General features: G+C 60.7%; 24 protein-coding genes and 1 pseudogene. 9 read left to right on the forward strand and 16 right to left on the reverse strand.

The genetic code is table 11. The annotated features are described in order from the left end of the window. Positions 1 to 67 precede the first annotated feature (67 nt). Both AB4N53_RS03770 and sodC read right to left on the reverse strand, forming a co-directional pair. Complete coding sequence (locus AB4N53_RS03770; RefSeq protein ID WP_039762352.1) at positions 68 to 382, reverse strand: DUF2388 domain-containing protein; 315 nt, start codon at positions 380 to 382, stop codon at positions 68 to 70. Positions 383 to 507: 125 nt separating this feature from the next. After that, a complete protein-coding gene (gene sodC / locus AB4N53_RS03775; protein ID WP_460118288.1) occupies positions 508 to 1,029 on the reverse strand; it encodes a superoxide dismutase [Cu-Zn] SodC in 522 nt (173 codons plus the stop codon). 858 nt (positions 1,030 to 1,887) lie between these two features. Between sodC and AB4N53_RS03780 the strand changes: the two are divergent. Both AB4N53_RS03780 and AB4N53_RS03785 read left to right on the forward strand, forming a co-directional pair. Next, positions 1,888 to 1,980: pseudogene (locus tag AB4N53_RS03780) on the forward strand (hypothetical protein); the annotation flags it as partial. A gap of 201 nt (positions 1,981 to 2,181) precedes the next feature. Beyond that, entirely contained in the window at positions 2,182 to 2,886 is a 705-nt protein-coding gene (locus AB4N53_RS03785; protein WP_460145130.1) for a methyl-accepting chemotaxis protein, read from the forward strand. A gap of 159 nt (positions 2,887 to 3,045) precedes the next feature. Here the strand turns inward: AB4N53_RS03785 and AB4N53_RS03790 are convergent, their stop codons facing one another. After that, the gene (locus tag AB4N53_RS03790; protein ID WP_252884405.1) at positions 3,046 to 3,477 is read right to left on the reverse strand and encodes a nuclear transport factor 2 family protein; all 432 of its coding nucleotides are present in this window, start codon (positions 3,475 to 3,477) and stop codon (positions 3,046 to 3,048) included. Between the two features lie 528 nt (positions 3,478 to 4,005). On the opposite strand from AB4N53_RS03790, the gene mqo reads away from it, so the two are divergent. After that, the gene (gene mqo / locus AB4N53_RS03795; protein ID WP_041480875.1) at positions 4,006 to 5,652 is read left to right on the forward strand and encodes a malate dehydrogenase (quinone); all 1,647 of its coding nucleotides are present in this window, start codon (positions 4,006 to 4,008) and stop codon (positions 5,650 to 5,652) included. Positions 5,653 to 5,831: 179 nt separating this feature from the next. On the opposite strand, the gene AB4N53_RS03800 is transcribed toward mqo, so the two are convergent. After that, positions 5,832 to 6,260 (reverse strand): nuclear transport factor 2 family protein, encoded by a 429-nt coding sequence (locus AB4N53_RS03800; protein WP_460118291.1) that lies wholly within the window; start codon positions 6,258 to 6,260, stop codon positions 5,832 to 5,834. A 443-nt stretch (positions 6,261 to 6,703) separates the two neighbouring features. On the opposite strand from AB4N53_RS03800, the gene AB4N53_RS03805 reads away from it, so the two are divergent. Then, entirely contained in the window at positions 6,704 to 7,513 is an 810-nt protein-coding gene (locus AB4N53_RS03805; protein ID WP_460118293.1) for an OBAP family protein, read from the forward strand. A 1,064-nt stretch (positions 7,514 to 8,577) separates the two neighbouring features. On the opposite strand, the gene AB4N53_RS03810 is transcribed toward AB4N53_RS03805, so the two are convergent. Continuing rightward, complete coding sequence (locus AB4N53_RS03810) at positions 8,578 to 9,348, reverse strand: alpha/beta hydrolase (RefSeq protein ID WP_460118295.1); 771 nt, start codon at positions 9,346 to 9,348, stop codon at positions 8,578 to 8,580. A gap of 111 nt (positions 9,349 to 9,459) precedes the next feature. Between AB4N53_RS03810 and AB4N53_RS03815 the strand changes: the two genes are divergently transcribed. Next, positions 9,460 to 10,419 carry an aldo/keto reductase gene (locus AB4N53_RS03815; protein WP_460118297.1) on the forward strand — a complete coding sequence of 320 codons (960 nt, stop codon included), beginning with the start codon at positions 9,460 to 9,462 and terminating at the stop codon, positions 10,417 to 10,419. A gap of 331 nt (positions 10,420 to 10,750) precedes the next feature. Here AB4N53_RS03815 and AB4N53_RS03820 read toward each other — a convergent pair whose 3' ends face one another. Then, on the reverse strand, positions 10,751 to 11,644 hold the full coding sequence (locus tag AB4N53_RS03820; protein ID WP_460118299.1) for a LysR family transcriptional regulator: 894 nt from the start codon (positions 11,642 to 11,644) through the stop codon (positions 10,751 to 10,753). Positions 11,645 to 11,741: 97 nt separating this feature from the next. Here AB4N53_RS03820 and AB4N53_RS03825 point away from each other — a divergent pair, with 97 nt between their 5' ends. Beyond that, positions 11,742 to 12,212 (forward strand): (R)-mandelonitrile lyase, encoded by a 471-nt coding sequence (locus AB4N53_RS03825; RefSeq protein WP_460118301.1) that lies wholly within the window; start codon positions 11,742 to 11,744, stop codon positions 12,210 to 12,212. A gap of 119 nt (positions 12,213 to 12,331) precedes the next feature. Here AB4N53_RS03825 and paoC read toward each other — a convergent pair whose 3' ends face one another. From paoC to AB4N53_RS03845, 4 genes are all read right to left on the reverse strand, one after another. Continuing rightward, positions 12,332 to 14,530 carry an aldehyde oxidoreductase molybdenum-binding subunit PaoC gene (gene paoC, locus AB4N53_RS03830; RefSeq protein WP_460118303.1) on the reverse strand — a complete coding sequence of 733 codons (2,199 nt, stop codon included), beginning with the start codon at positions 14,528 to 14,530 and terminating at the stop codon, positions 12,332 to 12,334. After that, positions 14,527 to 15,483 (reverse strand): FAD binding domain-containing protein, encoded by a 957-nt coding sequence (locus tag AB4N53_RS03835; protein WP_460118305.1) that lies wholly within the window; start codon positions 15,481 to 15,483, stop codon positions 14,527 to 14,529. The genes paoC and AB4N53_RS03835 overlap by 4 nt, the downstream gene beginning before the upstream one ends. Then, positions 15,480 to 16,103 carry an aldehyde dehydrogenase iron-sulfur subunit PaoA gene (paoA, locus tag AB4N53_RS03840; protein ID WP_016775137.1) on the reverse strand — a complete coding sequence of 208 codons (624 nt, stop codon included), beginning with the start codon at positions 16,101 to 16,103 and terminating at the stop codon, positions 15,480 to 15,482. Before paoA ends, AB4N53_RS03835 begins: the two co-directional genes overlap by 4 nt. 270 nt (positions 16,104 to 16,373) lie before the next feature. Further along, positions 16,374 to 18,128 carry an L-lactate permease gene (locus AB4N53_RS03845; RefSeq protein ID WP_460118307.1) on the reverse strand — a complete coding sequence of 585 codons (1,755 nt, stop codon included), beginning with the start codon at positions 18,126 to 18,128 and terminating at the stop codon, positions 16,374 to 16,376. A gap of 241 nt (positions 18,129 to 18,369) precedes the next feature. On the opposite strand from AB4N53_RS03845, the gene AB4N53_RS03850 reads away from it, so the two are divergent. Then, positions 18,370 to 18,576, forward strand: coding sequence for a hypothetical protein (locus AB4N53_RS03850; protein ID WP_130000157.1), 207 nt, complete (start codon positions 18,370 to 18,372; stop codon positions 18,574 to 18,576). 54 nt (positions 18,577 to 18,630) lie between these two features. On the opposite strand, the gene AB4N53_RS03855 is transcribed toward AB4N53_RS03850, so the two are convergent. After that, positions 18,631 to 18,912 (reverse strand): hypothetical protein, encoded by a 282-nt coding sequence (locus tag AB4N53_RS03855; protein WP_039762371.1) that lies wholly within the window; start codon positions 18,910 to 18,912, stop codon positions 18,631 to 18,633. A gap of 278 nt (positions 18,913 to 19,190) precedes the next feature. Between AB4N53_RS03855 and AB4N53_RS03860 the strand changes: the two genes are divergently transcribed. Both AB4N53_RS03860 and AB4N53_RS03865 read left to right on the forward strand, forming a co-directional pair. After that, positions 19,191 to 20,273 (forward strand): hypothetical protein, encoded by a 1,083-nt coding sequence (locus AB4N53_RS03860; RefSeq protein WP_460118310.1) that lies wholly within the window; start codon positions 19,191 to 19,193, stop codon positions 20,271 to 20,273. Positions 20,274 to 20,275: 2 nt separating this feature from the next. Continuing rightward, complete coding sequence (locus AB4N53_RS03865; RefSeq protein ID WP_460118312.1) at positions 20,276 to 20,629, forward strand: DUF1428 domain-containing protein; 354 nt, start codon at positions 20,276 to 20,278, stop codon at positions 20,627 to 20,629. 63 nt (positions 20,630 to 20,692) lie between these two features. On the opposite strand, the gene AB4N53_RS03870 is transcribed toward AB4N53_RS03865, so the two are convergent. The 5 genes from AB4N53_RS03870 to tusC all read right to left on the reverse strand — a co-directional run bounded on the left by AB4N53_RS03870 (position 20,693) and on the right by tusC (position 23,766). After that, complete coding sequence (locus AB4N53_RS03870) at positions 20,693 to 21,694, reverse strand: glutathione S-transferase family protein (RefSeq protein ID WP_460118314.1); 1,002 nt, start codon at positions 21,692 to 21,694, stop codon at positions 20,693 to 20,695. 92 nt (positions 21,695 to 21,786) lie between these two features. Beyond that, positions 21,787 to 22,788 (reverse strand): glycosyl transferase family protein, encoded by a 1,002-nt coding sequence (locus AB4N53_RS03875; protein WP_460118316.1) that lies wholly within the window; start codon positions 22,786 to 22,788, stop codon positions 21,787 to 21,789. After that, the gene (locus AB4N53_RS03880) at positions 22,785 to 23,120 is read right to left on the reverse strand and encodes a TusE/DsrC/DsvC family sulfur relay protein (RefSeq protein WP_460118319.1); all 336 of its coding nucleotides are present in this window, start codon (positions 23,118 to 23,120) and stop codon (positions 22,785 to 22,787) included. Before AB4N53_RS03880 ends, AB4N53_RS03875 begins: the two co-directional genes overlap by 4 nt. Further along, complete coding sequence (gene tusB, locus AB4N53_RS03885; protein ID WP_460118322.1) at positions 23,117 to 23,410, reverse strand: sulfurtransferase complex subunit TusB; 294 nt, start codon at positions 23,408 to 23,410, stop codon at positions 23,117 to 23,119. Before tusB ends, AB4N53_RS03880 begins: the two co-directional genes overlap by 4 nt. Beyond that, the gene (gene tusC, locus AB4N53_RS03890; RefSeq protein ID WP_460118324.1) at positions 23,410 to 23,766 is read right to left on the reverse strand and encodes a sulfurtransferase complex subunit TusC; all 357 of its coding nucleotides are present in this window, start codon (positions 23,764 to 23,766) and stop codon (positions 23,410 to 23,412) included. The genes tusB and tusC overlap by 1 nt, the downstream gene beginning before the upstream one ends. Between the last annotated feature and the right edge of the window lies 1 nt (position 23,767).

Below are 23,767 nucleotides of genomic sequence, written 5' to 3' on the forward strand. Positions count from 1 at the left end.
GAGGCCGTCGGACGTTTTTGCCTATGCGCACTCAGCGGCCGTCCATCGGCCGCTGCTGCCCTTGTGACTACTGATGCACGCCTTCGTATTGCACCAGGATGGCATTGGCCAGGTCTTCATCGCTGGCGTTCAAGCCTGGGTTGGCCTGACGCACCTGTTGCAGTACCGACTCAAGATAAACCCCACGAATGGCCCCGCCGCTGGCGACAAACGCAGACACGTCGTCACGGGCCGGAATCACCATTTTGTCATCCTTGAAAGTCGAGTACAGCGACGCGGAGACACCGGCCGAAGTGGCGACATCACCCGCATCGACGCGGGCGAGTGCCGAACCGACCGGCAGGCAAAGCATAAGAGAAGAAATCAGGACTAACTTGCGCATGACGTGTTCCTCCACAAGCGCTCAGCAAAAAGGGAAGGGACTACATAACGTCAGAGGTGAACGGTGCGCCGGAGTTCCGTGAGCGGTGAAAACCCTTGAGTCAGAGTTTTCACCGCTCAGTCAGGTCAGATCACCCCGCACGCCATGCGATCGCCGCCACCGCCCAGTGGCTTGGGCATGTCGGAATGGTTATCGCCGCCGGCGTGAATCATCAGGGCGTGCCCCTTGATCTCGGACAGCTGCTTCAGGCGCGGCGCCAGCACCGGATAGTTGGCGACACCGTCAGCCGTCACATACACCGCCGGCAGATCGCCCAGATGCCCGTCGGCGTACGGGCCGAGGTGCTTGCCGGTTTTCGCCGGATCGAAGTGTCCGCCAGCGGCCAGTGCCGCGCCTTTTACTCCATCCTTCATGCCCGCTTCGCAGCTGCCGTTTTCATGAACATGGAACCCGTGAATACCGGCCGGCAACGACTTCAAGTCCGGGGTGAACAGCAGACCGTACGGCGTCTCGCTGACAGTGACCGAGCCGATTGCCTGCGGCGCGCCGTCGGCGCTGACCAGGTTGATCGCGACTTTCTCCGTTGCCGCCTGTGCGGTGCCGATTGCCAGGGTGCCGAGCAGACCAAACCACAGTGCGCGTTTCATAAGCGTTTCCTTCAGCTGCATGAATGTTCGAAGCGCTGGATAGATAGCCTGCCGGGGTTAACCGGTGATGAAGGCGTTATCCAGCGGTGCTGCAAGGTGTGACTGGCCGCGCGATCCAAAAGTTTTGCCGGATTCAAGTCGCCGCTGACATCAGCCGATACGCTCTGTGTCGGCAGTTCCCTGCACATAGGCTTAACTGAAATCCGACAAGCGCAATCCAGCGTGCCCACGGGAGATTCCACGGTGTCGATCAAACTGCGTTTGGTGTTGCTGATTGCGACCAGCCTGCTGACGGCGCTGATCGTGAGCCTGGTCAGTTACGTCGGCAATCTGCGGATGGCCACGGCGGTCGGTGATAACACGGTGAGCATGAGCGCGCTGCGCAATCACATGGAAGCCGACATGATGCATGACGCCCTGCGCGCTGATGTCTATTCGGCGATGCTGGTCGGTTTGGGCAAAAGCACCGGCAGTGCGGCTGAGGTGCGCGATTCGCTCACCGAGCACGCCGGGCATTTTCGTGCAGTGCTGGATGACAACCTGAAGCTGCCGATCAACCCGGCGTTGCGCACGGCGCTCGAGCAGATCAAGCCGAGCCTCGACACCTACATCAAATCCGCCGAGCAAATCGTCGGCGTGGCGCTGGACAATCCGGATGCCGCCCAGCAACAGCTTGGCACGTTCAACATCGCGTTCAGCCAGCTCGAAGAACAGATGGCGGCGCTCAGCGAGTTGATCGAAAGCAACACCCGACAGACCAGCGAAGGCACCGAAGCAGCCATTCGCAATGCCAATCTGGCCCTTGGTGTGGTGCTGATCGCCAGTCTGTTGCTGCTGCTGATCCAGGGCCGCTGGGTGATGCGCAGCATCCTCGGGCCGCTGCAGTCCGCCAGCCGCATCGCCGAAAGCATTGCCCATGGCAATCTCAGCGAACCGATTGTCGAACCCGCCGGCAAAGATGAAGCCAGTGTGCTGATCCGCACGTTGGCGACCATGCAGCGTGATCTGCGCAACATGATCGACGTAGTGCGGCGCAACGCCCATGGTGTCAGCGGCATGAGCGAGCAGCTCAGCCACGGCTGCCATCAGGTCGCCGACAGCAGCCAGCAGCAGAGCATCGCGGCCGGAACCATGGCCGCTGCCGCCAGCCAGATGACCGCCAGTATCGAAGAAATCACCCGCCACGCCGAACGCGCCCTGAGCATGGCCAATCAGGCTGAAAGCCTGGCCAAGGAGGGTGGCGGGGTGATCCACCAAGTGGTCAGCGACATGGATGACATCGCCCGTTCGGCGCAGCAGTCAGCGCAGGTGATCCGCACGCTGGATCAGGAATCCGAGGCGATCTTCAACATCATTCAAGTGATCAAGAGCATCGCCGACCAGACCAACCTGCTGGCACTCAACGCTGCGATCGAGGCAGCGCGAGCGGGTGAGCAGGGCCGTGGCTTTGCCGTGGTCGCTCATGAAGTGCGCAGTCTGGCTGCACGCACCAGCGCCTCGACCCAGGAAATCGCAGCCATGGTCGCGCGCATCCAGAACAGCACGCGCGAGGCGGTCAGCAGCATGGAGGCGGGCGTGGCGCAGGTTGACAAGGGGATGGCGGTGACGGCGGAAGTCGAGCGGGCGATTCGCGAGATCCTCGACGCCACGCTGAACACCACGCAACTGGTCAATGACATAACCCGTACGATTGGCGAGCAGAGTCAGGCCAGCAATGAAATCGCCCATCAGGTGGAAATGATTGCGGGAATGAGCGAGGGCAATAGCCGGGTGATCGGGCAGACCGCGACGACCACGGATGAATTGTCGAGTCTGGCGGGGCAATTGGCGCGGTCGGTGGATCGGTTTCGGTTGTGATGTTTAGGTAGACCAGCGGGTTTTCCATTGCCTGAGCCAGCGCTTTCGCGAGCGGGCTCGCTCCCACAAGGTTCGCCAGTGTCGAGTCCTTTGTGGGAGCGAGCCTGCTCGCGAAGAGGCCAGCGCTGACAGGATTGAATCAGGCCAATGTGCCCTTGATCAAAACCTGAACGCCTGCCGCCCCACCAACAACCATTTCCCACCCTGTTTCTGCCAGATCTGAAAATTCTCGATCTCGGTCGGAATCACCTCGGTCCCCTTCAACGCCTGCGCAGAAAAGTGGTGGCGCACCAGCGCGGTATCACCCGACATCGTGATGGTCTGCTTCTGCATTTCGAGGGTCTTGAATGCGCTGCGGCCGGTTTCGATGTCGGCGATGAACTCCTGCTTGTCCTGAATTTTGCCGCTGGAGTGGCCGTAGGTCAGGTTCGGCGCGGTTAGAGCGTTCAGTTCGGCGATGTCTTTGTGCAGCATCGCCTGGGTCAGGTGATCAACCGCTTGGGCAACTTCCTTTTCCGCTGGAGCAGGGGCGGCCATGGCACAGGCGCTGAAGGCGCAGAACAAGCCGATAAGAAGGCGAGACTTGGTCATGTTGTTTCCTTGTTTTTATTGGGTGGGATGACTGGCTTATTTCGTCAGTCATCGTACAACTTAGCAGGTTATTTTCTGCATAGACAACGAGCACTTGGCGCTGATTTATCAAGTTGCGATGCACATCGCGCAAAAAACTTTGCAGGCCAATGCCTGATCGCAGTCATGTTTGGTTGCCGATGGCCGATAAATCTCTGAGCGGAAAAAGACTTTCAAGTCGGGAACAGACGCGCGGGTTCGCCCTGACGTGATATTCTCCGCGCCAAATTTGCTTTGACTTAATTCGGTTGGCTGGCCTTTCGGGCGGGTCGACGGGATCCCTGTCGCTCAAGCAGCTGAAGCCAATAACGATAAGAAGTCAGTTCAGAAGGGACATTAACTGAGGTCGATGCCACATGTCGGCCTTGTGTGCCCACCCGTCAATATTGAAGTGTGCCGGATTGCGCGACGCCAGCCTGAGCGTCAACAAAGCGCAACGCAGACTGATAACAACGACGGGCGGAAGGCGTTTTATCATAGGTGCAACAGATGTTTAAGAAAGTGAACACAGCCTTGCTCGGTCTGGCTTTGGCGATGGGGATGTCGTCTGCCAATGCTGCCGAAGCCAAGAAAGTTGACGTCCTGCTGATCGGCGGCGGCATCATGAGCACCACCTTGGGTGTGTGGATCAATGAGCTGGAACCGACCTGGTCGATGGAAATGGTCGAGCGCCTAGATGGCGTCGCCCTGGAAAGCTCCAATGGCTGGAACAACGCCGGTACCGGTCACTCCGCCCTCGCCGAGCTGAACTACACCCCGGAAGATGACAAGGGCAACGTGACGATCCCGAAAGCCGTCGAGATCAACGAAGCGTTCCAGGTTTCCCGTCAGTTCTGGGCGTGGCAGGTTCAGCAGGGTGTGCTGAAGAACCCTCGCTCGTTCATCAACACCACACCGCACATGAGCTTCGTGTGGGGCGATGACAACATCAAGTTCCTGAAAAAGCGCTACGAAGCTTTGCAGGCGAGCCCGCTGTTCGCCGGTATGCAGTACTCCGAAGACCCGGCTGTGATCAAGAAGTGGGTACCGCTGATGATGGAAGGGCGTGACCCGAACCAGAAAATCGCGGCCACCTGGAGCCCGCTGGGTACGGACATGAACTTCGGCGAAATCACCCGCCAGTTCGCCGCTCACCTGCAGACCAAACCTAACTTCGATCTGAAGTTGTCGAGCGAAGTCGAAGACATCACCAAGAACGCCGATGGCACTTGGCGTGTGAGCTACAAAAACCTCAAAGACGGTACCAAGACCGAAACCGACGCCAAGTTCGTGTTCATCGGCGCTGGCGGCGGTGCTCTGCACCTGCTGCAAAAGTCGGGCATTCCTGAAGCCAAGGAATACGCAGGCTTCCCGGTTGGCGGCTCGTTCCTGGTGACCGAGAACCCGACGATTGCCGAGCAGCACCTGGCCAAGGCCTACGGTAAAGCTTCGGTTGGCGCGCCACCGATGTCCGTTCCGCACCTGGACACCCGAGTTCTGGATGGCAAGCGCGTCATTCTGTTTGGCCCGTTCGCGACCTTCAGCACCAAGTTCCTCAAGGAAGGTTCGTACTTCGACCTGCTGACCAGCACCACCACCCACAACATCTGGCCAATGACCAAGGTCGGCATCAAGGAATACCCGCTGGTCGAGTACCTTGCCGGTCAGTTGATGCTGTCGGATGAAGACCGTCTGAACGCGCTGAAGGAATACTTCCCGAATGCCAAAGCCGAAGACTGGCGTCTGTGGCAAGCCGGCCAGCGCGTGCAAATCATCAAGCGTGATGAAGCCGCTGGCGGCGTGCTGAAACTGGGCACCGAGATCGTTGCTTCGCAAGACGGCTCCATCGCCGGCCTGCTGGGCGCATCGCCAGGCGCGTCGACCGCTGCACCGATCATGCTGAGCGTGCTGCAGAAAGTCTTCAAAGACAAGGTCGCAACCCCTGAGTGGCAGACCAAGCTGCACCAGATCGTGCCGAGCTACGGCACCCAGCTGAACAGCGATCCGGCCAAAGTGGCTGCAGAGTGGGCTTACACCGCGAAAATCCTCGAACTGCCGACGCCTCCAGCGATCGGTCAGGTAGCTGCTCCGGCGGCACCTGCGGCTGACAAAGCCGTAGCGCCGAAGGAAAACGCTGCACGTGACATGGCTCTGTAATTAGATCCCTGACACACAAAACCCACTGAACCGGCGACGGTCAGTGGGTTTTTTTATACGCCGGACCTGTAGGAGCTGACGAGTGCAACGAGGCTGCGATCTTTTGACTTTGACGTTTGAAGATCAAGATCAAAAGATCGCAGCCTCGTTGCACTCGTCAGCTCCTACATTCGGTAGGGTCAGGCTTTCGCGTTCGCCAGGTAGGCCCCCAGGCGCCGACCCATTTCTTCGCCCAATGCCTGCAACCCACTTAACGGCCGTACCATCACTTCAAACTCGACGATCTTGCCGTGCTCATCGAAGCGAATCATGTCGATGCCCTTGAGTTCCTTGCTGCCGACCCTGGCGCTGAATTCGAGAATCACATTCAGGCCATCCGCCGTCGCCAACTCGCGGTGATAGGCGAAATCTTCGAAGACTTCGAACACGGTGTTGAGGATCATCGCCACCACCGGCGCGCCGGGGTAGGGCGTGTGGGCCATGGGCGAGCGGAATACAGCTTGCGGATCGAGCAGTTCAGGCAGGTGTTTGAGGTTGCCACTGCGGATCATCTCGTGCCAGCGCTCAAGGGACGCGGCGACGTTGGGCTGCAAGGCGAGGTCGGGCATGGTCACTCCGGTTTTTATTGTTGTCGGTCGGCAATGACTGTAGATCAACCGCGCCGAAAGTGAATCCTCAAGTTTCAGGCTGAATACCGGTTCATGCCCGAAGCGGATCAGATGCGCATCTGATCCGTATTTTTCTGTTTCATCTGCCTCTGTATTCAGTACAGCCACAGGCTCAGAATGCCCCGGCAGTGCGGCCAATCACCCTCCGACCTCTCATCCCGAAGCGTCCGGTGCACCGCACACTGAGCATCAAGGAGCGCAACATGTACAAGATGGCGATTTTCCTCGGCGGTTTCCTGACCTTGACCATCCTGATCGGCGTGCTGGCGACGATCTCTCCAGTCTGATCCGCGCGCAGCTTTTTCGAACTCTGCCGTTCTCCCGCTTTCAGTTGCAGAACAGGGCCAGCACGCGCCCGTCACTGAAAGTTCGAGGAGTGAAACATGCGTACGACAACCTCGCAGGGACGTTGGGTTCCCGTTGGTTTGATGGTCGCCGCGTTGACCGGTTGCGCGATGAGCAACACCGATTCGCCGGTGCAGACACCGGGCCAGGCCAAAGCCTCCGACACAGAGATGCTCGAAGTCGGCGCGCAGTGGTTGCAGGACAAACCGCCGATCCGCGCATTGAACATGTACCTCGATGGCTTCCATTTTTACAACGGCCATCCCGGCGCGCAGATGGAAGCGCACCACTACTGCTCGGCGCTCAACGAGGAAGTCTTCCAGTGCGTGATCTACGACGGCAACACCGCTGAAGCCAAATTGATGGGCGTTGAATACATCATCAGTCAGCGCCTGTTTACGCAATTGCCGGTAAAGGAAAAGGCCTTGTGGCACAGCCACGCGCACGAGGTCACTTCTGGCCAGTTGGTCGCGCCGGGCATCCCGCAAGTAGAGGAAACCCGCTTGATGGAAAAACTCGCCAATACCTACGGCAAGACCTGGCACACCTGGCACACCGATCAGGACAAGCAACTGCCACTGGGCGTGCCGCAGTTGATGATGGGCTTCACCGCTGATGGTCAAGCCGATGCGCAAATGGTCGGCCAGCGCGATCAGCGTCTGGGCATTGATAGCGCGGAAAAGAAAAAGGCGCGCGCCGAGATCAAACCGGCGCCTGTCGCGCCAGGGGCTGACGCGTGGCAGAAGGGCAACGCCGTGCAGCTCAACGACCCGACCGGCCATCAACACGTCATGCCGCGCCCGGCCACCTCCGGCAATGAAAACGCCCGGAGCGGCGCTCAGCCTTAGCCGCGAGCGTTAACGCATGGAGCGGGCTTTCCGGTGTACTCAAATTCCCGCAATCCCACAAATCTCATGCGGGAGCGGGCTTGCCCGCGAAAGCAGAGTGTCAGCCCCAGATAATGTGCCTGACCCACCGCCTTCGTGAGCAAGCCCACTCCCACAGGCCCTCCGGGTGTACTCAAATTCCCGCAATCCCACAAATCTCATGTGGGAGCGGGCTTGCCCGCGAAGGCAGTGTGTCAGCCCCAGATAATGTGCCTGACCCACCGCCTTCGTGAGCAAGCCCACTCCCACAGGCCCTTCGGGTCTACTCAAATCCTGGCCACACAAAAAATCTCATGTGGGAGCGGGCTTGCCCGCGAAAGCAATGTGTCAGCCCCAGATAATGTGCCTGACCCACCGCCTTCGTAAGCAAGCCCACTCCCACAGGCCCTTCGGGTCTACTCAAATCCTGGCCACACAAAAAATCTCATTGTGGGAGCGGGCTTGCCCGCGAAAGCAGAGTGCCAGCCCCAGATAATGTGCCTGACCCACCGCCTTCGTGAGCAAGCCCACTCCCACAGGCCCTTCGGGTCTACTCAAATCCGGGCCCCACAAAAAATCTCATGTGGGAGCGGGCTTGCCCGCGAAAGCAATGTGTCAGCCCCAGATAATGTGCCTGACCCACCGCCTTCGTAAGCAAGCCCACTCCCACAGTACTTCCGGGTGCACTCAAATCCGGGCAACAAAAAATCTTATGTGGGAGCGGGCTTGCCCGCGAAGGCAGTGTGTCAGCCCCAAATAATGTGCCTGACCCACCGCCTTCGTGAGCAAGCCCACTCCCACAGGGCTTTCCGGTGTACTCACATCCTGGCCACACAAAAAATCTCATTGTGGGAGCGGGCTTGCCCGCGAAAGCAATGTGTCAGCCCCAGATAATTTCCCTGACCCACCGCCTTCGTGGGCAAGCCCACTCCCACAGGACTTCCGGGTGTACTCAAATCCTGGCCACACAAAAAATCTCATGTGGGAGCGGGCTTGCCTGCGAAGACGCCGGCCCGGTTAACCCCTATGTCGCTGGCAAACAACCACTAGCGATTCAACACATCCCCCATCCACCGCAAATACTCCCCCCGCTCGGAAATCGAGTTATGCCCCGAGTCCGGCACCACCTTCAGCGTTGCCACCCCCGCAGGAAAACTCTCGAACAGGTGCTGCGTGCTGCTGCGTCCAATCACTTCGTCATCACTCGCCGCCAACAGCAGCGTCGGCGTACGGATATGCGCCGCATATTTGCCCGATTCGAACCGATCCTTGAGCAACCACTTCACCGGCACCCACGGGTATTGCCGTTCGGCGATTTCCTCGAGGCTGTTGAACGGCGTTACCAGAATCAGATTCTGCACCGGCCGCTGACTGGCCAGGCGCACCGCCACGCCCGAGCCGAGACTGCGCCCGATGACTGCAATCTGCGGATGGCTGGCATAGACCTGATCGAACAGCGCCAGCGCATCTTCAGCAATCGCAGCTTCCGATGGCGAGCCGGTGCTGCCACCAAAGCCCCGGTAATGCAGGAAATACAGCGCGTAGTCAGGAAACGCCTCGGCGAACTCCGGCAGATTTCGCGAGACGTCCTCGGCATTGCCACCGAAATAGATCAGCGCCCGCGATCCGCTGCGCTCCCGGTTAGTCACCCAGACCTCGGCGTCCGGCATCGACAGCTTCAATCGCGAATCCGCTGCAACCACGGCGGCAGGCTGGGGGAACCAGATCAGCGAACGCTGAAACACGAACAGCGCGGCGCACAGCAGCAGGTACACGGCGACGATGAAAACGACGAGTGACATCAGGGTTCGGGACATTCGGCTACTTTTAACGGGGAGAAAGGTTGGCTGTGGCAGTGTAGTTCAGCGACTGCGCCTGACAGCCGGCGCACACACTGTGCAACAGATCCGCGCAGCAGGAGGAGCCGCATGCGCCACACTGAGGGTTATTCCCGTCGCCGCTTGCTCACGCTGGCTGCCGAGGCTGCGGCGCTGTTCACCATTGATCGGGCGTTGGCCAGCAGCGTACCGCCGACCGCCACTGCGCCGCCCACGGCAGGAGACCAGACCATGCAGACCCGCGCCATCCCTTCCAGCTCCGAGGCACTGCCCATGGTCGGCTTGGGCACCTATCGCGGTTTTGACGTAGCACCGGGCGATCCGGTTTACCGGCAATTGCCCGCGGTACTCGAAGCGCTGTTCAGGAAGGGCGGCACGCTGATCGACAGCTCACCCATGTACGGCCGCGCCGAGCAGACCACCGGTGAATTGCTGTCGATCCATGAACCACGCTCGCCGGCCTTTCTCGCCACCAAGGTGTGGACGCGCGGGCGCGAGGAAGGCATCGCGCAAATGGAGCAGTCCTTCAGCCTTCTGCAAACCGAGCGCATCGACCTGATGCAGATCCACAATCTGCTCGACTGGCAAACCCATTTGCCTACCCTGCGCGAATGGCAGGAGCAGGGGCGGATTCGCTACATCGGCATCACTCATTACACGTCGTCGGCCTATGACGAAGTCGAAGCGGTGCTGAAAGCCGAGAAGCTGGACTTTCTGCAGATCAACTACGCCCTCGATGATCGTGCTGTCGAGAAACGCATCCTGCCGCTGTGCCGCGAGCGCGGGGTGGCAGTGATTTGTAATCGGCCATTTGGCGGCGGCGATCTGCTCGCCCGGCTCAAGGGCAAGCCGCTGCCGGCGTGGGTCTCGGATGTGCAGGTCAACAGCTGGCCGCAACTGGCGCTGAAATTTCTGCTGGCGCACCCGGCGGTGACCTGCGTGATTCCCGGGACCAGCAATCCCCGCTACATGGCCGACAACGCCGTAGCCGGTTTTGGGCCGATGCTGACCGATGCGCAGCGGCATCAGTTGATCGCGTTGCTGGGCTGATCGGTCTTTAAACTTCGCCAAGCCCGCCCGGTTATTGCAAATTGTTCTAAAAAACTGTCAACCCTGACAGTTGGCTGAGCAGTGCCTGACGCCAATCATGCAGTTCCAGCCAAACGGCAGAACAGCATGAACTTGAAACACGAAAGATTTTTTGGTTTGGCAGGCGTCTGCCTGATATTGACGTCCCTCGAGGTAATCGGCGAAACCGCAGAGTACGTGTGCATGGGCAGCCAGAGAGGCCAAATCGCGATCGTGCGGGCGAATTCTTTATTGGAGGCGAACCAGATAGCCAAGGCAGCGTGGGGTGCTGCCGGTTGCTATAAAAAGTAATTCAACCGCGATAGCGCAACGCCTCCAGCAACAGCGCAAACGCCGGCGCTGCCTGGCGTCGGCTCGGGTAGTACAGGTGATAACCGGAGAATGCCGGGCACCAGTCCCCAAGCACCTGGGTCAGGCGGCCGTCGGCCAGAAATGGCGCAACGACATTTTCCGGGATGTAGCTCAGCCCGAAACCATCCAGCGCGGCGTCGAGCAACGGGTACACGCCATTCAGGGTGACCTGCCCGGCGACGCGAACCTTCAGGCTTACGCCGTCCTTTTCGAACTCCCACGCATACAGTCCGCCATTGGTTGGCAGGCGCAGGTTGTTGCAGGCGTGGTCGGTCAGGTCGCGCGGGGTCTGCGGCGCAGCGCGTCGGGCGAAATAGGCGGGCGAGCCGACTACGGCCATGCGCATGTCGGGACCGATGCGTGTGGCGATCATGCCTTGTGCGACGTCTTCGCCCAAGCGCACACCGGCATCGAAGCCCTGACCGGCGATATCGACGAAACCGTAATCGCAGCAGACCTCTATGGCAACGTCCGGGTATTGCGGCAGGAACTCCTGCAACGCCGGACGCAGGATCCAGTTCAGCGAGTGGTCGGTGGCGCTGATGCGGATCTTCCCCGCCGGGGTCTCGCGCAGGTTGTTCAGGGCGGCCAGTTCCACCTCGATTTCCTCGAAGCGCGGGCCGATGGTTTGCAGCAGATGTTCGCCGGCCTCGGTCGGCGAAACGCTACGCGTGGTGCGGGTCAGCAGGCGCAGACCGAGACGCGCCTCGAGGCTGCGAATGGTATGGCTGAGCGCCGATTGCGACACGCCGAGCTTGGCCGCGGCCTTGGTGAAACTGCGTTCACGGGCAACGGCGAGAAAGGCGAGCAGGTCGGTGGCGTTTTCGCGAAGCATTGATGATTGTCCTGCATAAGTTTTTTTCGATTCTAGTCGATTATTCAATGAGTGCGGATCGCTACAGTGGCTGCATCACTTATCAGGAGAAACTGCCATGAACCCGATTGCTGCTTCTGCGCTGACGCTCTCGCTGCTGGCCGGTGAGGTGCAGGCCACTGAAAGCCCACGTGTTACGGTCACGCCAAATGGCTCGCAACCATCGGCCAAAGGACCCGCTGACTGGTTTACCGGCACGGTGCGGGTGGATGCGCCGTTCAAAGGTACCGACGAGGCGCGGGTCAGCGGCGCGACCGTCACGTTCGAGCCGGGTGCGAGAACGGCATGGCATACCCATCCACTGGGGCAGACATTGATCGTGACTGCGGGGGCAGGCTTCGTGCAGGAATGGGGGCAGCCGATTCGTGAAATCCGCCCGGGCGATACCGTGTGGATTGCCCCGGGCGCCAAGCACTGGCACGGAGCGGCACCGACAACGGCGATGAGCCACATCGCGATTGCGGAAGTGCAGGACGGCAAGGTAGTGGACTGGATGGAGCAAGTCAGTGAAGAACAATATCCGCGCTAAGCGAGGCACCCTGTAGGAGCTGTCGAATGCAACGAGGCTGCGATCTTTGATCTTGCTTGGAGATCAACAGATCGCAGCCTGCGGCAGTTCCTACAGGGGTGTTTTTACGTCGACGTTTCTCAGATCATCTCCGGCAGCGACTCAAGAATCTTGTCCAGCGTAATCGGATACTCCCGCACCCTCGCGCCGGTGGCGTTGTAAATCGCGTTCGCCACCGCTGCACTCACGCCGCAAATCCCCAATTCACCCACGCCCTTGGCCTTCATCGGCGAAGAAATCGGGTCGGTTTCTTCGAGGAAGATCACTTCCTGATGCGGAATGTCGGCGTGCACCGGCACCTCGTATCCGGCCAGGTCATGGTTGACGAAAAAGCCCAGGCGCTTGTCCACCGCCAGCTCTTCCATCAGCGCAGCGCCGACGCCCATGGTCATTGCGCCGATCACCTGACTGCGCGCCGACGTCGGGTTGAGAATTCGCCCCGCCGCGCACACCGCGAGCATGCGCCGCACGCGGACTTCGCCAGTGGCAGCATCGACCGCGACTTCGACGAAATGCGCGCCGAAGGTCGATTGCTGATATTTCTCGGCCAGATCACCGAACTCGATGCTGTCCTCGCCGACCAATGCGCCGCCTTCGGCCGCATTGCGCAGCGGCAGGCTCTTGCTGCCGACGCGCACCTGACCATCGGCAAACTCGGCCTGATCCGCCGCCAGTCCGAGCTTGGCCGCCACTGCTTCGCGCAGTTTCATGCAGGCGGCGTAGACCCCGGCGGTCGAACAGTTGCCACCGAACTGGCCGCCGGAACCGGCCGACACCGGGAAGTCCGAATCGCCCAGACGCACCACCACATCATTGAGACCAACGCCCATCATCTCGGCAGCGGTCTGCGCGATGATCGTGTAGCTGCCGGTGCCGATATCGGTCATGTCCGTTTCAACAACGACCTTGCCGTCACGCTCCAGGCGCACGCGGGCGCCGGACTTGACCAGCAGGTTGTTGCGAAACGCCGCCGCCACGCCCATGCCGATCAGCCAGCGGCCTTCACGACGTGTGCCTGGTTGCGCCTTGCGCTGATCCCAGCCGAATTTCTCGGCGCCGATCTGCAGACATTTGACCAGTTGCCGCTGAGAAAACGGCCGCTCGGTTTTCACCGGGTCGACTTGAGTATCGTTGACGATGCGGAACAACACCGGGTCCATCTTCAGCTGTTCAGCCATTTCGTCCATGGCGATTTCCAGCACCATCAGCCCCGGCGCTTCACCCGGCGCACGCATGGCATTGCCTTCGGGCAGGTCGAGCGGAGCGAGGCGCATGCTGACGCGACGGTTTTCTGCGGCATAGAGCAACTGGCTCGGTTGCGCGGCCAGTTCGACCTTGCCGTCAGCGAGGTTGCCTGACCAGCCTTCATGGGCGATGGCGGTCAGCTTGCCGTCCGCAGTGGCGCCCATGCGGATGCGCTGAATCGTTGCCGGGCGATGGGTGGTGTTGTTGGCCATTTGCGGGCGGGCGAGGGCCACTTTCACCGGGCGTCCAGCCATGCGCGCGCCGAGAGCGGCAAGGATCACGTCGGCGCGGATGAACAGTTTGCCGCCGAAACCACCGCCGATGTACGGCGAGACCAAACGGACTTTCTCCTTCGGCAAACCGAGGGTTTTCGCGATGTCACCGACACTCCAGGCGACCATCTGGTTCGACGTCCACACGGTCAGCTGATCGCCTTTCCACGCGGCCAATGTGGCGTGCGGTTCCATCATCGCGTGGGACTGGTCCGGCGTGGTGTAGGTCTGATCGAACTGCACCGGTGCGGCGGTGAAGGCTTTGTCGAAGTCGCCGTGATTGACGTCGGGCAGCTCGTCTTTCGGCTCGACGCCGAGGTCTTTGACGCTGGCCAGATCGAACTTGCCTTCGCTGGTTTCGTAATCGACCCTGACCAATTGCGCAGCGGCGCGGGCCTGTTCGAAGGTCTCGGCAACCACCAATGCAACGGCCTGCTGGTAATGCTGCACCTCGGGGCCGGCGAGCAGGTGTGCGGCGTTGTAATCACCCTTGTCGAGTTTGCCAGCGTTCTGCGCAGTGACAATCGCCAACACGCCGGGCGCGGCTTTGGCCTCATCGAGATGAATGGCTTTGATCCGCCCTTTGGCAATTGCCGAGTCGACCATGAAACCATAGGCCTGATTGGCCGCCGCTTCATGCTGTTCATAGGCGTAAGTCGCCTGGCCGCTGGTTTTCAACGGGCCTTCGATGCGCTCGGTGGGTTGGCCGACGACCTTCAGGCGGTCGATGGGATTGGTGGTGGCGGGCGTGTCGAATTTCATGCGGTTTCCCTCGCTTGCGCCAACACCGAAGCCAGCGTGCGCTCGACCAGTGTCAGTTTGAATTGGTTGTCATCGGTGGGCGTCGCGCCTTCCAGCAGGCGTTCGCTGACTGCTTTGGCGCCCTTGGGCAACAGCGCTTCAGCGGCTTCGACCCGCCACGGTTTCGGCGCAATGCCGCCAACGGCGACGCGGCCGGTGCCGTCCTTTTGCAGGATCAAACCCACCGAAACCAGCGCAAACGCGTAAGACGAGCGATCGCGGACCTTGTGATAAATGTGCGTGCCGCCGACCGGTGTCGGCAAGGTCACGGCGGTGATGAACTCGCCGGGCGTGAGGCTGGTTTCGATGTTCGGCGTGTTGCCCGGCAATTGATGGAAATCGGCCATGGGAATGCTGCGCGTGCTGCCGTCAGGCTTGACCGTTTCGATCTGCGCATCGAGGGCGCGCATGGCGATGGCCATGTCGCTCGGGTGAGTGGCGATGCAAGCGTCGCTGACGCCAATGATGCCCAACTGCCGGGTGACACCGCCGATCGCCGCGCAGCCACTGCCGGGGTTGCGCTTGTTGCAGGCCTGGTGGGTGTCGTAGAAATACGGGCAGCGGGTGCGTTGCAGCAGGTTGCCGGCGGTGGTCGCCATGTTGCGCAACTGCCCGGAAGCCCCGGCGAGCAGGGCGCGGGAGAGCAGGGCGTAGTCCTTGCGCACGCGCGCGTCGGCGGCGAGATCGGTGTTGCGTACCAGCGCGCCGATGCGCAGTCCGCCTTCGGGGGTAGCTTCGATCTGGTCCAGGCCGAGGTGGTTAATGTCGATCAGGTGCACCGGGGTTTCGATGTCGAGTTTCATCAGGTCGAGCAGGTTGGTGCCGCCGGCGATGAATTTGGCGCCCTCGACTTGCGCAGCCTGGGAAGCGGCTGCCGCTGGCGAGTCGGCGCGGCTGTAATTGAAGGCTCTCATGCCGGCACCTCCGCGACTTCAGTGATGGCTTCGATGATGTTCGAGTAAGCGCCGCAGCGGCAGATGTTGCCGCTCATGCGCTCCTGCAGTTCGGCGGCGATCAGCTTCGGCGGCTCGGTCAGGCTTGGGCTGACGTGGCTGGGAATGCCGTCGCGGATTTCCTTGAGCACGGCGACCGCCGAGCAGATCTGCCCCGGCGTGCAATAGCCGCACTGATAGCCGTCGTGCTTGATGAACGCGGCCTGCATCGGGTGCAGCTTGTCCGGCATGCCGAGGCCCTCGATGGTGGTCACCTCACTGCCGTCGTGCATCACCGCCAGGGTCAGGCAGGAATTGATCCGCCGACCGTCGGCGATCACCGTGCAGGCGCCGCACTGGCCGTGGTCGCAGCCTTTTTTGGTGCCGGTCAGGTGCAGGTGCTCGCGCAGGGCGTCGAGCAGGGTGGTGCGGGTGTCGACTTCCAGCGTTTGCGGTTTACCGTTGACTTGCAGGGTTACTTTACTCATGGCCGGTTGCTCCAGACTGGCCGCGTAGGCCTTGAGGCTGATAAAGGGGGGCATGGCGAACGCCGTCGCGGTTACGGCGCCGAGGATCATGAAGTTGCGTCGGGAAATCGGCATGGTTCGATTCCTTGTCTCTCATCGGGCGGCAGGATTGCAAAAGGCCCAAAAGGGCGCGCCGGCATGCATGCCAGTCTCGTAAAAGGAGTGACCGCCGAAGAGGGGAAAAGGTTTTGTCGGATTTGCGCTAAAGAGTTATGTGCGCAGCTCATCAATTGACCTGTGGGAGCGAGCCTGCTCGCGAAAGCGTCGGGTCAGAACCAGCCGCTGCTGGATGTGCCGACCTCTTCGCGAGCAGGCTCGCTCCCACAGTGGAGATGTGTTTTTCAGTTATGGCCCACCCACCACCATCGAGGTAAACGGTGCGACATACGCCTGCAACGTCACCAGCCCGCCGACTAGGATCGCCAGCACGATCGAGTGGAAGAACACGTAACGCAGGATCTCGCCCTCATGCCCGTACCAACGGGTCGCGGTGGAGGCGACGACGATCGACTGCGCATCGACCATTTTGCCCATCACCCCACCGGAACTGTTCGCTGCCGCCATCAGCACCGGGCTGATACCCAGCTGTTCCGAGGTCACCCGCTGCAAGCCGCCAAACAGGACGTTCGACGCCGTGTCCGAGCCGGTCAGCGCCACCCCGAGCCAGCCGAGCAGCGTGCCGAACATCGGGTAGAAAATCCCCGTCGCCGCGAACGCCAGGCCCATGGTCGCATCGAGCCCCGAATAGCGGGTGAGAAAACCCAGCGCCAGCATCGCCGCAATGGTGATCAGCGAAAACCGCACCACCCATAACGTGCGCAGGTATTGCTTGATCAGCTGCGGGATCGAATAACCCATCAGCAAACCGCCGACGATTGCCGCCAGCAAGATGCCACTGCCGGTGGCGGTCAACCAGGTGAACTTGTAAATCGCTTCCTCGGCTTTCGGCGCCGCGACCACTGGCGGCACTTTCTCGATTTGCAGATGCAGGCTGGTAAAGGTCACGGCCGGGGCGAAGATCGGATTGGCCTCGCGTACCGGTTTGCCTTGCGGGTCGAGCTTGGCCGATTGCGTGACCGGGTCGATCACCGGGCGCGTATCGAACATGTTCTTGAAGCCCTGCGTGCCCCAGGCAAACACGAACACCGTGAGAATGATCCACGGCATCCACGCACGCATCACTGCCGGGCGCGCCTGATCGCTGAAGGCGGCGCTGGCGGTGACTTTTTCTTCCTCGACCTTGGAGTTGTCGACGCGACCGGACAGCGCCGCCGAAGTGTGGATGGTTGCCGGTTTCCACACCTTGAGGAACAGCGTCAGACAGGCCATGGAAATCAGCGCGGCGATCACGTCCACCAGCATCGGCCCGTGGTAGTTGGACACGAGAAATTGCGGGATGGCGAAACTCACTCCAGCCACCAGAATCGCCGGCCACACCTCGAGCATCTTGCGCCACCCGGCAAACGCCCAGATCAGCCAGAACGGCACCAGCACCGAGAAGAACGGCAACTGCCGACCGACCATCATCGACAGCTCCATCTCGTCCAGCCCGGTGACTTTGGCCAAGGTGATGATCGGCGTGCCCAGGGCGCCGAAAGCCACGGGTGCGGTATTGGCAATCAGCGCCAGACCGGAGGCGGCCAATGGTGAAAAGCCCAGGCCAATCAGGATCGCGCCGGTAACCGCTACTGGCGTGCCAAACCCCGCCGCGCCTTCGAAGAACGCGCCAAAGCAGAAGGCGATCAGCAGCAGCTGCAAACGCCGGTCATCGGTGATCCGCGCGAGGGAATCCTGCAGCACTTTGAACGATCCGTTCTCGGTGGTCAGGCGATGCAGAAAGATGATGTTGAGCACGATCCAGCCGATCGGCAGCAAGCCATTCGCCGCACCGAACAGCGCCGCCGAACCGGCCATGCCCGCCGGCATGTCAAAGGCAAAAATCGAGATCAGCAGGGCGGACGCCAGCGCCAGCAACGCCGCCAGATGCGCCTTGACGTGAAAGAACGCCAGCGCCGCGAGCATCACCACCACCGGCACCGCAGCCATCAGCGTGGAAAGCACCGGATTGCCGAACGGGTCATAGATTTGCTGCCAGACCATGGTCCACCTCTGCTTGTTGTTATTGAGGGTGCAGATCCATTGCATGGGGGTTGGTTGCAAGCAGTATAGGTGGCATTACGCCGCTGTTCGGGCGTGAGCAACGGGCCGACCAACGGTCGATAGTGGCCACTGAATCAACGTGCTTTTGCCCGGTCGTATCTGCGGCTGCGCACTGCGTCCCGCAGACGCGGGCAGCGTGGCGATTTCCGTCGTCAAGACCTTGGGTTTAGGGAAGTGTTGAATGAAGCAAGCGACAACCATGCTGCTCACTGTGACTGCCGCCGTATTGCTCAGCGGCTGTATTGCGGATTTTGATGATGACCACCGCCATGGCCGGCATTACGACCGCGACCATGGCCGCAATTACGATCACGACCGACGCTGGGATGACCGCGATGACGACCGCCGCGATGGCCGTCGTTATTACCGTGATCGCGATGATGACTGATTGAATGAGAAGAGGGCGTTCCCCTTAACAGGAACGCCCTCTGTGCATCAGCCTTCAGTTGAAAAAACGAGCGTTCGCCTGGACGCGGGATCGCGCAGGCACCGAGGCCTCGTGATCGAGCAAATGGGTGGCGAGTATGTCGCTCAGAAAACGGAACTGATCGTTGAGGCCGACCACTTCATTGCTGAAATGGTTGCTGGCGGCGGGCATCAGCAGATCGTCGAAATCTTCGTTGAACACCAGCGTCTGCGCCTTGCGCGGCACGACGTGCTGTTGGTAATAGTTGCTGCCGAACACCGGGAAACTCACGGAGAGGGTGACTTGAGTGTGGGTCATGATGTGAACGCCTCGTTGTGTGTCGGATGTGCCAATCGTGCCTTTCGTGAGGGAGGGGCGGAAGGCAATCGTGGCGATGGTGGATATCGACGGCAGTGATGATGAACAGGATCCCCTGTGGGAGCGGGCTTGCCCGCGAAAGCGGTGTGTCAGTCGATACATCTGGTGACTGGTGCACCGCTTTCGCGAGCAAGCCCGCTCCCACATTGGTTATCAGCCAAGCAGTCACATGCCTATACTCAAACCAGCACCTCTCCAAGCCAAAGGACACCACCACCGTGAACCCGCGCGCGCTGGTTGTCGTCGCACTGCTTCTGCTGGCCGGCTGCGCCACCTCGGCCCGGGCACCGGTAAGTGCGCCGCGAGCCGTGGTGGTGTCGGCGCAGACCTGGCAGCAGATCGACCGCGAAATCATCAGCGCCTCGCAGCAGGCCACCGAGCAGGTCAAGCTGTTCGCCCGTGGCTCGATGGAACATTGGCGCACGCGGATCTATCAGCAAACTGAAGAAAATTTCATTCCTTGGTTCAGCAGCTATTGGACTCAGGAATGGCTGTCGATGAAGGTCAGCTGGTACACGCTCAGTGCTGGCGGCGAGCAGGACGCTTCGGCAAAACGCCTGGCGGCGTATCTACTTGAGCAATATCAGGAAAAAGTCCTTGCGCCGGTGGCAGTGGAGATTGATCCGGATGCGATCCTGGCGCAGGCCACGGCGTTCTACGCGCAGTTGATGGCGCAGCAGATGCCACTCATCGCCCAGCGTCATGGCGTGCCGATCGCACAGTTCAACGGACGCTTGCAAAAGGTCCCGGCCATTGCCCTCGGCCCACCGCCGGCACGGGATGCTTCATTGTTCAAAGTCATCAGCACCGAGCCGCTGAACACTCTGCCGGCGTACGCCGCGCTGATCGACAAGATCCACACCGACGGCGGCGCCAAGGGCATTTCCTCCACCGACGCAGCGATGGCGCCGGTGGCAAAGCGCGCCAGCCAGCGTATCGAAGCGGAAATGGCCCCACGCGGCGCCGCCAGTGCGGTGGCGGCGGCCGCCGGGAAACTGGCCGGGGCGATGATTTCCGTCGGTGTGGCCGGCATCCGCGCGATCATCCAGGCCAACGACCGTCCGGACAGCGAAGCACTGATCCGCAGCAGCCTCGGCAATACCTTTGACAAAGCCTGGCAGAAGTTGCTGCAGAACCCGACCACAGGAGTGATGGCGGGCACGTTGCACATCGCCGGACAGGTCCAGGGCAATTTGAGCGTTAGCGCAGAGCCGTCCGTCGGGCTGGATGACAATCGCGTCGAATGGCGCCCGCCGCAATCGACCAGTCAGCAGATCGAACCCAACCTGCAAGGAGAATGAACATGGCTTACATCGATATCTTCGTGGCGCCGGTGCCTGATGCCAATCATGAGCAATACAAAAAACACTGTGAGATCGCCGCCAGGCTGTTCAAGGAATATGGCGCCGCGGATGTCGTCCAGTGCTGGGGTGACGATGTACCGGAGGGCAAGCTCACGTCGTTCCCGCTAGCGGTCAAACTCAAGGAGGGTGAAACCGTCTCGTCCGGCTGGCTGATCTGGCCAGACAAGGCCACCCGCGACGCGGGTATGGCGAAAATGATGGAAGACCCGCGCATGCAGCCCGACGTCAATCCGATGGGCTTTGATGGCCAACGGATGATTTTTGGTGGTTTCAAGACGCTCTCTGAAACCTGATGGCGGGACGAACGCCTGTGGCCGCGTGCAAGTGCAGCACGCGCCACAGAAGCTCGTCGACGATCAACCTCGACGCCAGACGCCTTTGCCGCTCAAGCGCGACCGATCATGCGGCCCGGTGAAGTCCTGCTTCGGACCTTTCGGCACCACACCGGTCGGGTTGATGGTCTTGTGGCTGCCATAGTAGTGATGCTTGATGTGCTGGAAATCCACGGTCTCGGCGATCCCCGGCCATTGATACATCTCGCGCAGCCAGTTCGACAGGTTCGGGTAGTCGGCAATCCGCCGCAGGTTGCACTTGAAGTGCCCGTGGTACACGGCGTCAAAGCGAATCATCGTGGTGAACAGGCGCACATCGGCCTCGGTCAGGTATTGTCCGCTCAGGTAGCGATTGGCGCCCAGCAGTTGCTCCAGATGATCCAGTTCGGCGAATACTTCATCGAATGCCTGTTCGTAGGCCTGCTGCGACGTGGCGAACCCGGCACGATAGACACCGTTGTTCACCGCCGGGTAGATACGCTCGTTCAGCGCATCGATTTCGTTGCGTAGCGGCGCCGGGTAAAAGTCCAGATCGTTACCAGTGATGCCGTCGAAGGCGCTGTTGAACATGCGGATGATTTCCGCCGATTCATTGCTGACGATGCGTTTGAGTTTCTTGTCCCACAGCACTGGCACTGTCACGCGACCGGTGTAATCAGGGGTGTCGGCGGTGTAGCGCTGGTGCATGAAATCGAAGCCGTCGAGCTTGTCGCCCGTCGACCCTAGCGCTTTGTCGAAGGTCCAGCCGTTTTCCAGCATCAGCCAACTGACGACCGAAACGTCGATCAGACCTTCCAGCCCTTTGAGTTTGCGCAGGATCAGCGTGCGATGCGCCCAAGGGCAGGCAAGGGAAACATAAAGGTGATAGCGCCCGGCTTCGGCGGCGAAACCGCCTTCGCCGCTAGGGCCTGGCTGACCATCGGCGGTCACCCAGTTGCGGCGTTGCGCTTGTTCGCGCTGGAACGCGCCGTCCTTGCTGCTTTCGTACCACTTGTCCTGCCAGTGGCCATCGACGAGTAAACCCATGATCAAGACTCCTGAAAACCAATATTCGTTGGAGTCGAGTCTATTCCGATGAGTTCGAACAAAAAGCGCAAAGATCGGGCGCTAATGATCGGTTAGATCGATGTGTTTCGTGCTGCCCAATACTGCTCGGCCGTGGCGAAGGCTTGCTCGCGATCTTGACCAAGGCCACGCAGGGCAAGGGCCATGGTCGCAATCAAGGCCATTTGCGGGTAACTGTCGACCACGTCGCCACGCCATACCGCTTTCAAGTGTTCGATGTCCAGCGCGGCGGGTTTGACGTGGCGCTGCGCTGACAGCTGTGGCCATTCTTCATCCCAGCTCTGACCGCCGCTGGTGCCATAGAGATGACTGGTGGCGTCCGGGTTGATCTCGATTTCACCGCCATCACCCTTGACCACAATCGCCGTATCGCCGAGCAAGCCGCTGGCATCGCGATGTACCGCCTGATAGCCCGGATGGAAAATGCTCTGCAGGCCACAACGTGCCCCGAGCGGATTGAGAATCCGCGCCAGCGAGTGGATCGGCGAACGCAGGCCCAGGGTGTTGCGCAGGTCGATCATCTTCTGCAACTGCGGCGCCCAGTCCACCAATGGCATAAAGGCCAGGCCGCCGTTGTCCAGCGCCGTGCCCACTTGCTGCCAGGTGCGGCACAGGGGAATGTTCAATTCGCCCAGCAATTGTTCGCTGTACAGGCGCCCGGCCGTGTGCGCGCCGCCGCCGTGCATGAAGATGCGCACGCCGTTCTGCGCCAGGCACTTGGCTGCCAGCAGGTACCACGGCAGATGGCGTTTTTTGCCAGCGTAGGTCGGCCAGTCCAGGTCGACATTCAATGCCGGCGCCTGCAAGCGCTCGCGCAGGGCTTCGGTGAACCCGGCCATTTCCTCGGCGCTTTCTTCCTTGTGCCGCAGCAACATCAGGAAGGCACCGAGTTGCGTATCTTCGACCTTGTCGTCGAGCACCATGCCCATGGCCTCGCGGGCTTCCTCGCGCGTCAGGTCGCGGGCGCCGCGCTTGCCTTTGCCGAGAATGCGCACGAATTGTGCGAACGGATGTTCGGCAGGCGTTTCGAGGGTCAATGCTGGAAAGTCGTTCATAGGCAATTCGTCGGTTTGGGCAGGCCCGCCAGTTTTGCGGCGAGTTTGGCAGGGGTGCCTTTGAACAGTCGGTTCAGGTGCAGACTATTGCCTTTGTCGGCGCCGAGTTTCAGCGCGGTGTACTTGATCAGCGGCCGCGTGGCCGGCGATAGCTGGAACTCGGCATAGAAACTGCGCAGCAGCTCGAGAACCTCCCAGTGTTCGGGGGTCAACTCGATGTCCTCGGCGGCGGCGAGGGCGCTGGCGACGTCGGCTGACCAGTCGCTGAGGTCAACGAGGAAGCCGTCCTTGTCCAGTTCGATGGCGCGGGCGCCGACGGTCAGGGAATTCATAGCCAGCTGTTGACCTTGGCGTGACGGATCGACAGCTCGACGAAGCCCGGGTAATCGATGGCTTCGGCCCAGTCCGGAATTTCGATCGCTCGCGCTTGTGCGTCTTCAATCAATACAAACAGCTTGATGGTTCGCTCTTGCAGAGCAGAAAACGCCACAGTGCCCGGTTGCAGCGCATACACCGCATCGCCGGATAACAACACGGCATCGGCGCTGCCGAGCAGGCGCAGGCAACTGCTCAGGCGAACGTCGCCGAACGGGGAGTGAGACAACACATGCAAAGTCGACATCAGAGGGTGATCACCTGATCGTAACGGTCAATAAGGGCGGTGATGTGTTCAGCGGCAAGCGGCTGCGCTTCTTCCAGCGACAGTTTGCCAAGACCGCGATTGCTGGCGCTTTCGGCGCAATAGAACAGCTCTTCGACACCAAACATCGGCAGCGCCTGCAGATTGGCGCTGAGGTCTTTCTGCTGCACGGCCTTGGCGTTCTGGCCGGCGGCCAGTTGCAGCACGCCGTCATCGAGAAACAGCAAACCGATCGGCAGATCAAAGGCGCCACCGGCGAGCACGATATCCAGCGCTTCCCGCGCGCCGGGGCCGGACCAAGGCGATTGGCGGCTGATGATCAATAGCGATTTGGCCATG

The sequence above is a fragment of the Pseudomonas sp. H3_E04 genome (assembly GCF_054668915.1).

Excerpts from the sequence above, each read along its gene's own strand:
- AB4N53_RS03770 (WP_039762352.1), bottom strand. The coding sequence starts at position 382 with ATGCGCAAGTTAGTCCTGATTTCTTCTCTTATGCTTTGCCTGCCGGTC.
- sodC (WP_460118288.1), bottom strand. The coding sequence starts at position 1,029 with ATGAAACGCGCACTGTGGTTTGGTCTGCTCGGCACCCTGGCAATCGGC.
- AB4N53_RS03785 (WP_460145130.1), top strand. The coding sequence starts at position 2,182 with ATGACCGCCAGTATCGAAGAAATCACCCGCCACGCCGAACGCGCCCTG.
- AB4N53_RS03790 (WP_252884405.1), bottom strand. The coding sequence starts at position 3,477 with ATGACCAAGTCTCGCCTTCTTATCGGCTTGTTCTGCGCCTTCAGCGCC.
- mqo (WP_041480875.1), top strand. The coding sequence starts at position 4,006 with ATGTTTAAGAAAGTGAACACAGCCTTGCTCGGTCTGGCTTTGGCGATG.
- AB4N53_RS03800 (WP_460118291.1), bottom strand. The coding sequence starts at position 6,260 with ATGCCCGACCTCGCCTTGCAGCCCAACGTCGCCGCGTCCCTTGAGCGC.
- AB4N53_RS03805 (WP_460118293.1), top strand. The coding sequence starts at position 6,704 with ATGCGTACGACAACCTCGCAGGGACGTTGGGTTCCCGTTGGTTTGATG.
- AB4N53_RS03810 (WP_460118295.1), bottom strand. The coding sequence starts at position 9,348 with ATGTCCCGAACCCTGATGTCACTCGTCGTTTTCATCGTCGCCGTGTAC.
- AB4N53_RS03815 (WP_460118297.1), top strand. The coding sequence starts at position 9,460 with ATGCGCCACACTGAGGGTTATTCCCGTCGCCGCTTGCTCACGCTGGCT.
- AB4N53_RS03820 (WP_460118299.1), bottom strand. The coding sequence starts at position 11,644 with ATGCTTCGCGAAAACGCCACCGACCTGCTCGCCTTTCTCGCCGTTGCC.
- AB4N53_RS03825 (WP_460118301.1), top strand. The coding sequence starts at position 11,742 with ATGAACCCGATTGCTGCTTCTGCGCTGACGCTCTCGCTGCTGGCCGGT.
- paoC (WP_460118303.1), bottom strand. The coding sequence starts at position 14,530 with ATGAAATTCGACACGCCCGCCACCACCAATCCCATCGACCGCCTGAAG.
- AB4N53_RS03835 (WP_460118305.1), bottom strand. The coding sequence starts at position 15,483 with ATGAGAGCCTTCAATTACAGCCGCGCCGACTCGCCAGCGGCAGCCGCT.
- paoA (WP_016775137.1), bottom strand. The coding sequence starts at position 16,103 with ATGCCGATTTCCCGACGCAACTTCATGATCCTCGGCGCCGTAACCGCG.
- AB4N53_RS03845 (WP_460118307.1), bottom strand. The coding sequence starts at position 18,128 with ATGGTCTGGCAGCAAATCTATGACCCGTTCGGCAATCCGGTGCTTTCC.
- AB4N53_RS03850 (WP_130000157.1), top strand. The coding sequence starts at position 18,370 with ATGAAGCAAGCGACAACCATGCTGCTCACTGTGACTGCCGCCGTATTG.
- AB4N53_RS03855 (WP_039762371.1), bottom strand. The coding sequence starts at position 18,912 with ATGACCCACACTCAAGTCACCCTCTCCGTGAGTTTCCCGGTGTTCGGC.
- AB4N53_RS03865 (WP_460118312.1), top strand. The coding sequence starts at position 20,276 with ATGGCTTACATCGATATCTTCGTGGCGCCGGTGCCTGATGCCAATCAT.
- AB4N53_RS03870 (WP_460118314.1), bottom strand. The coding sequence starts at position 21,694 with ATGGGTTTACTCGTCGATGGCCACTGGCAGGACAAGTGGTACGAAAGC.
- AB4N53_RS03875 (WP_460118316.1), bottom strand. The coding sequence starts at position 22,788 with ATGAACGACTTTCCAGCATTGACCCTCGAAACGCCTGCCGAACATCCG.
- AB4N53_RS03880 (WP_460118319.1), bottom strand. The coding sequence starts at position 23,120 with ATGAATTCCCTGACCGTCGGCGCCCGCGCCATCGAACTGGACAAGGAC.
- tusB (WP_460118322.1), bottom strand. The coding sequence starts at position 23,410 with ATGTCGACTTTGCATGTGTTGTCTCACTCCCCGTTCGGCGACGTTCGC.
- tusC (WP_460118324.1), bottom strand. The coding sequence starts at position 23,766 with ATGGCCAAATCGCTATTGATCATCAGCCGCCAATCGCCTTGGTCCGGC.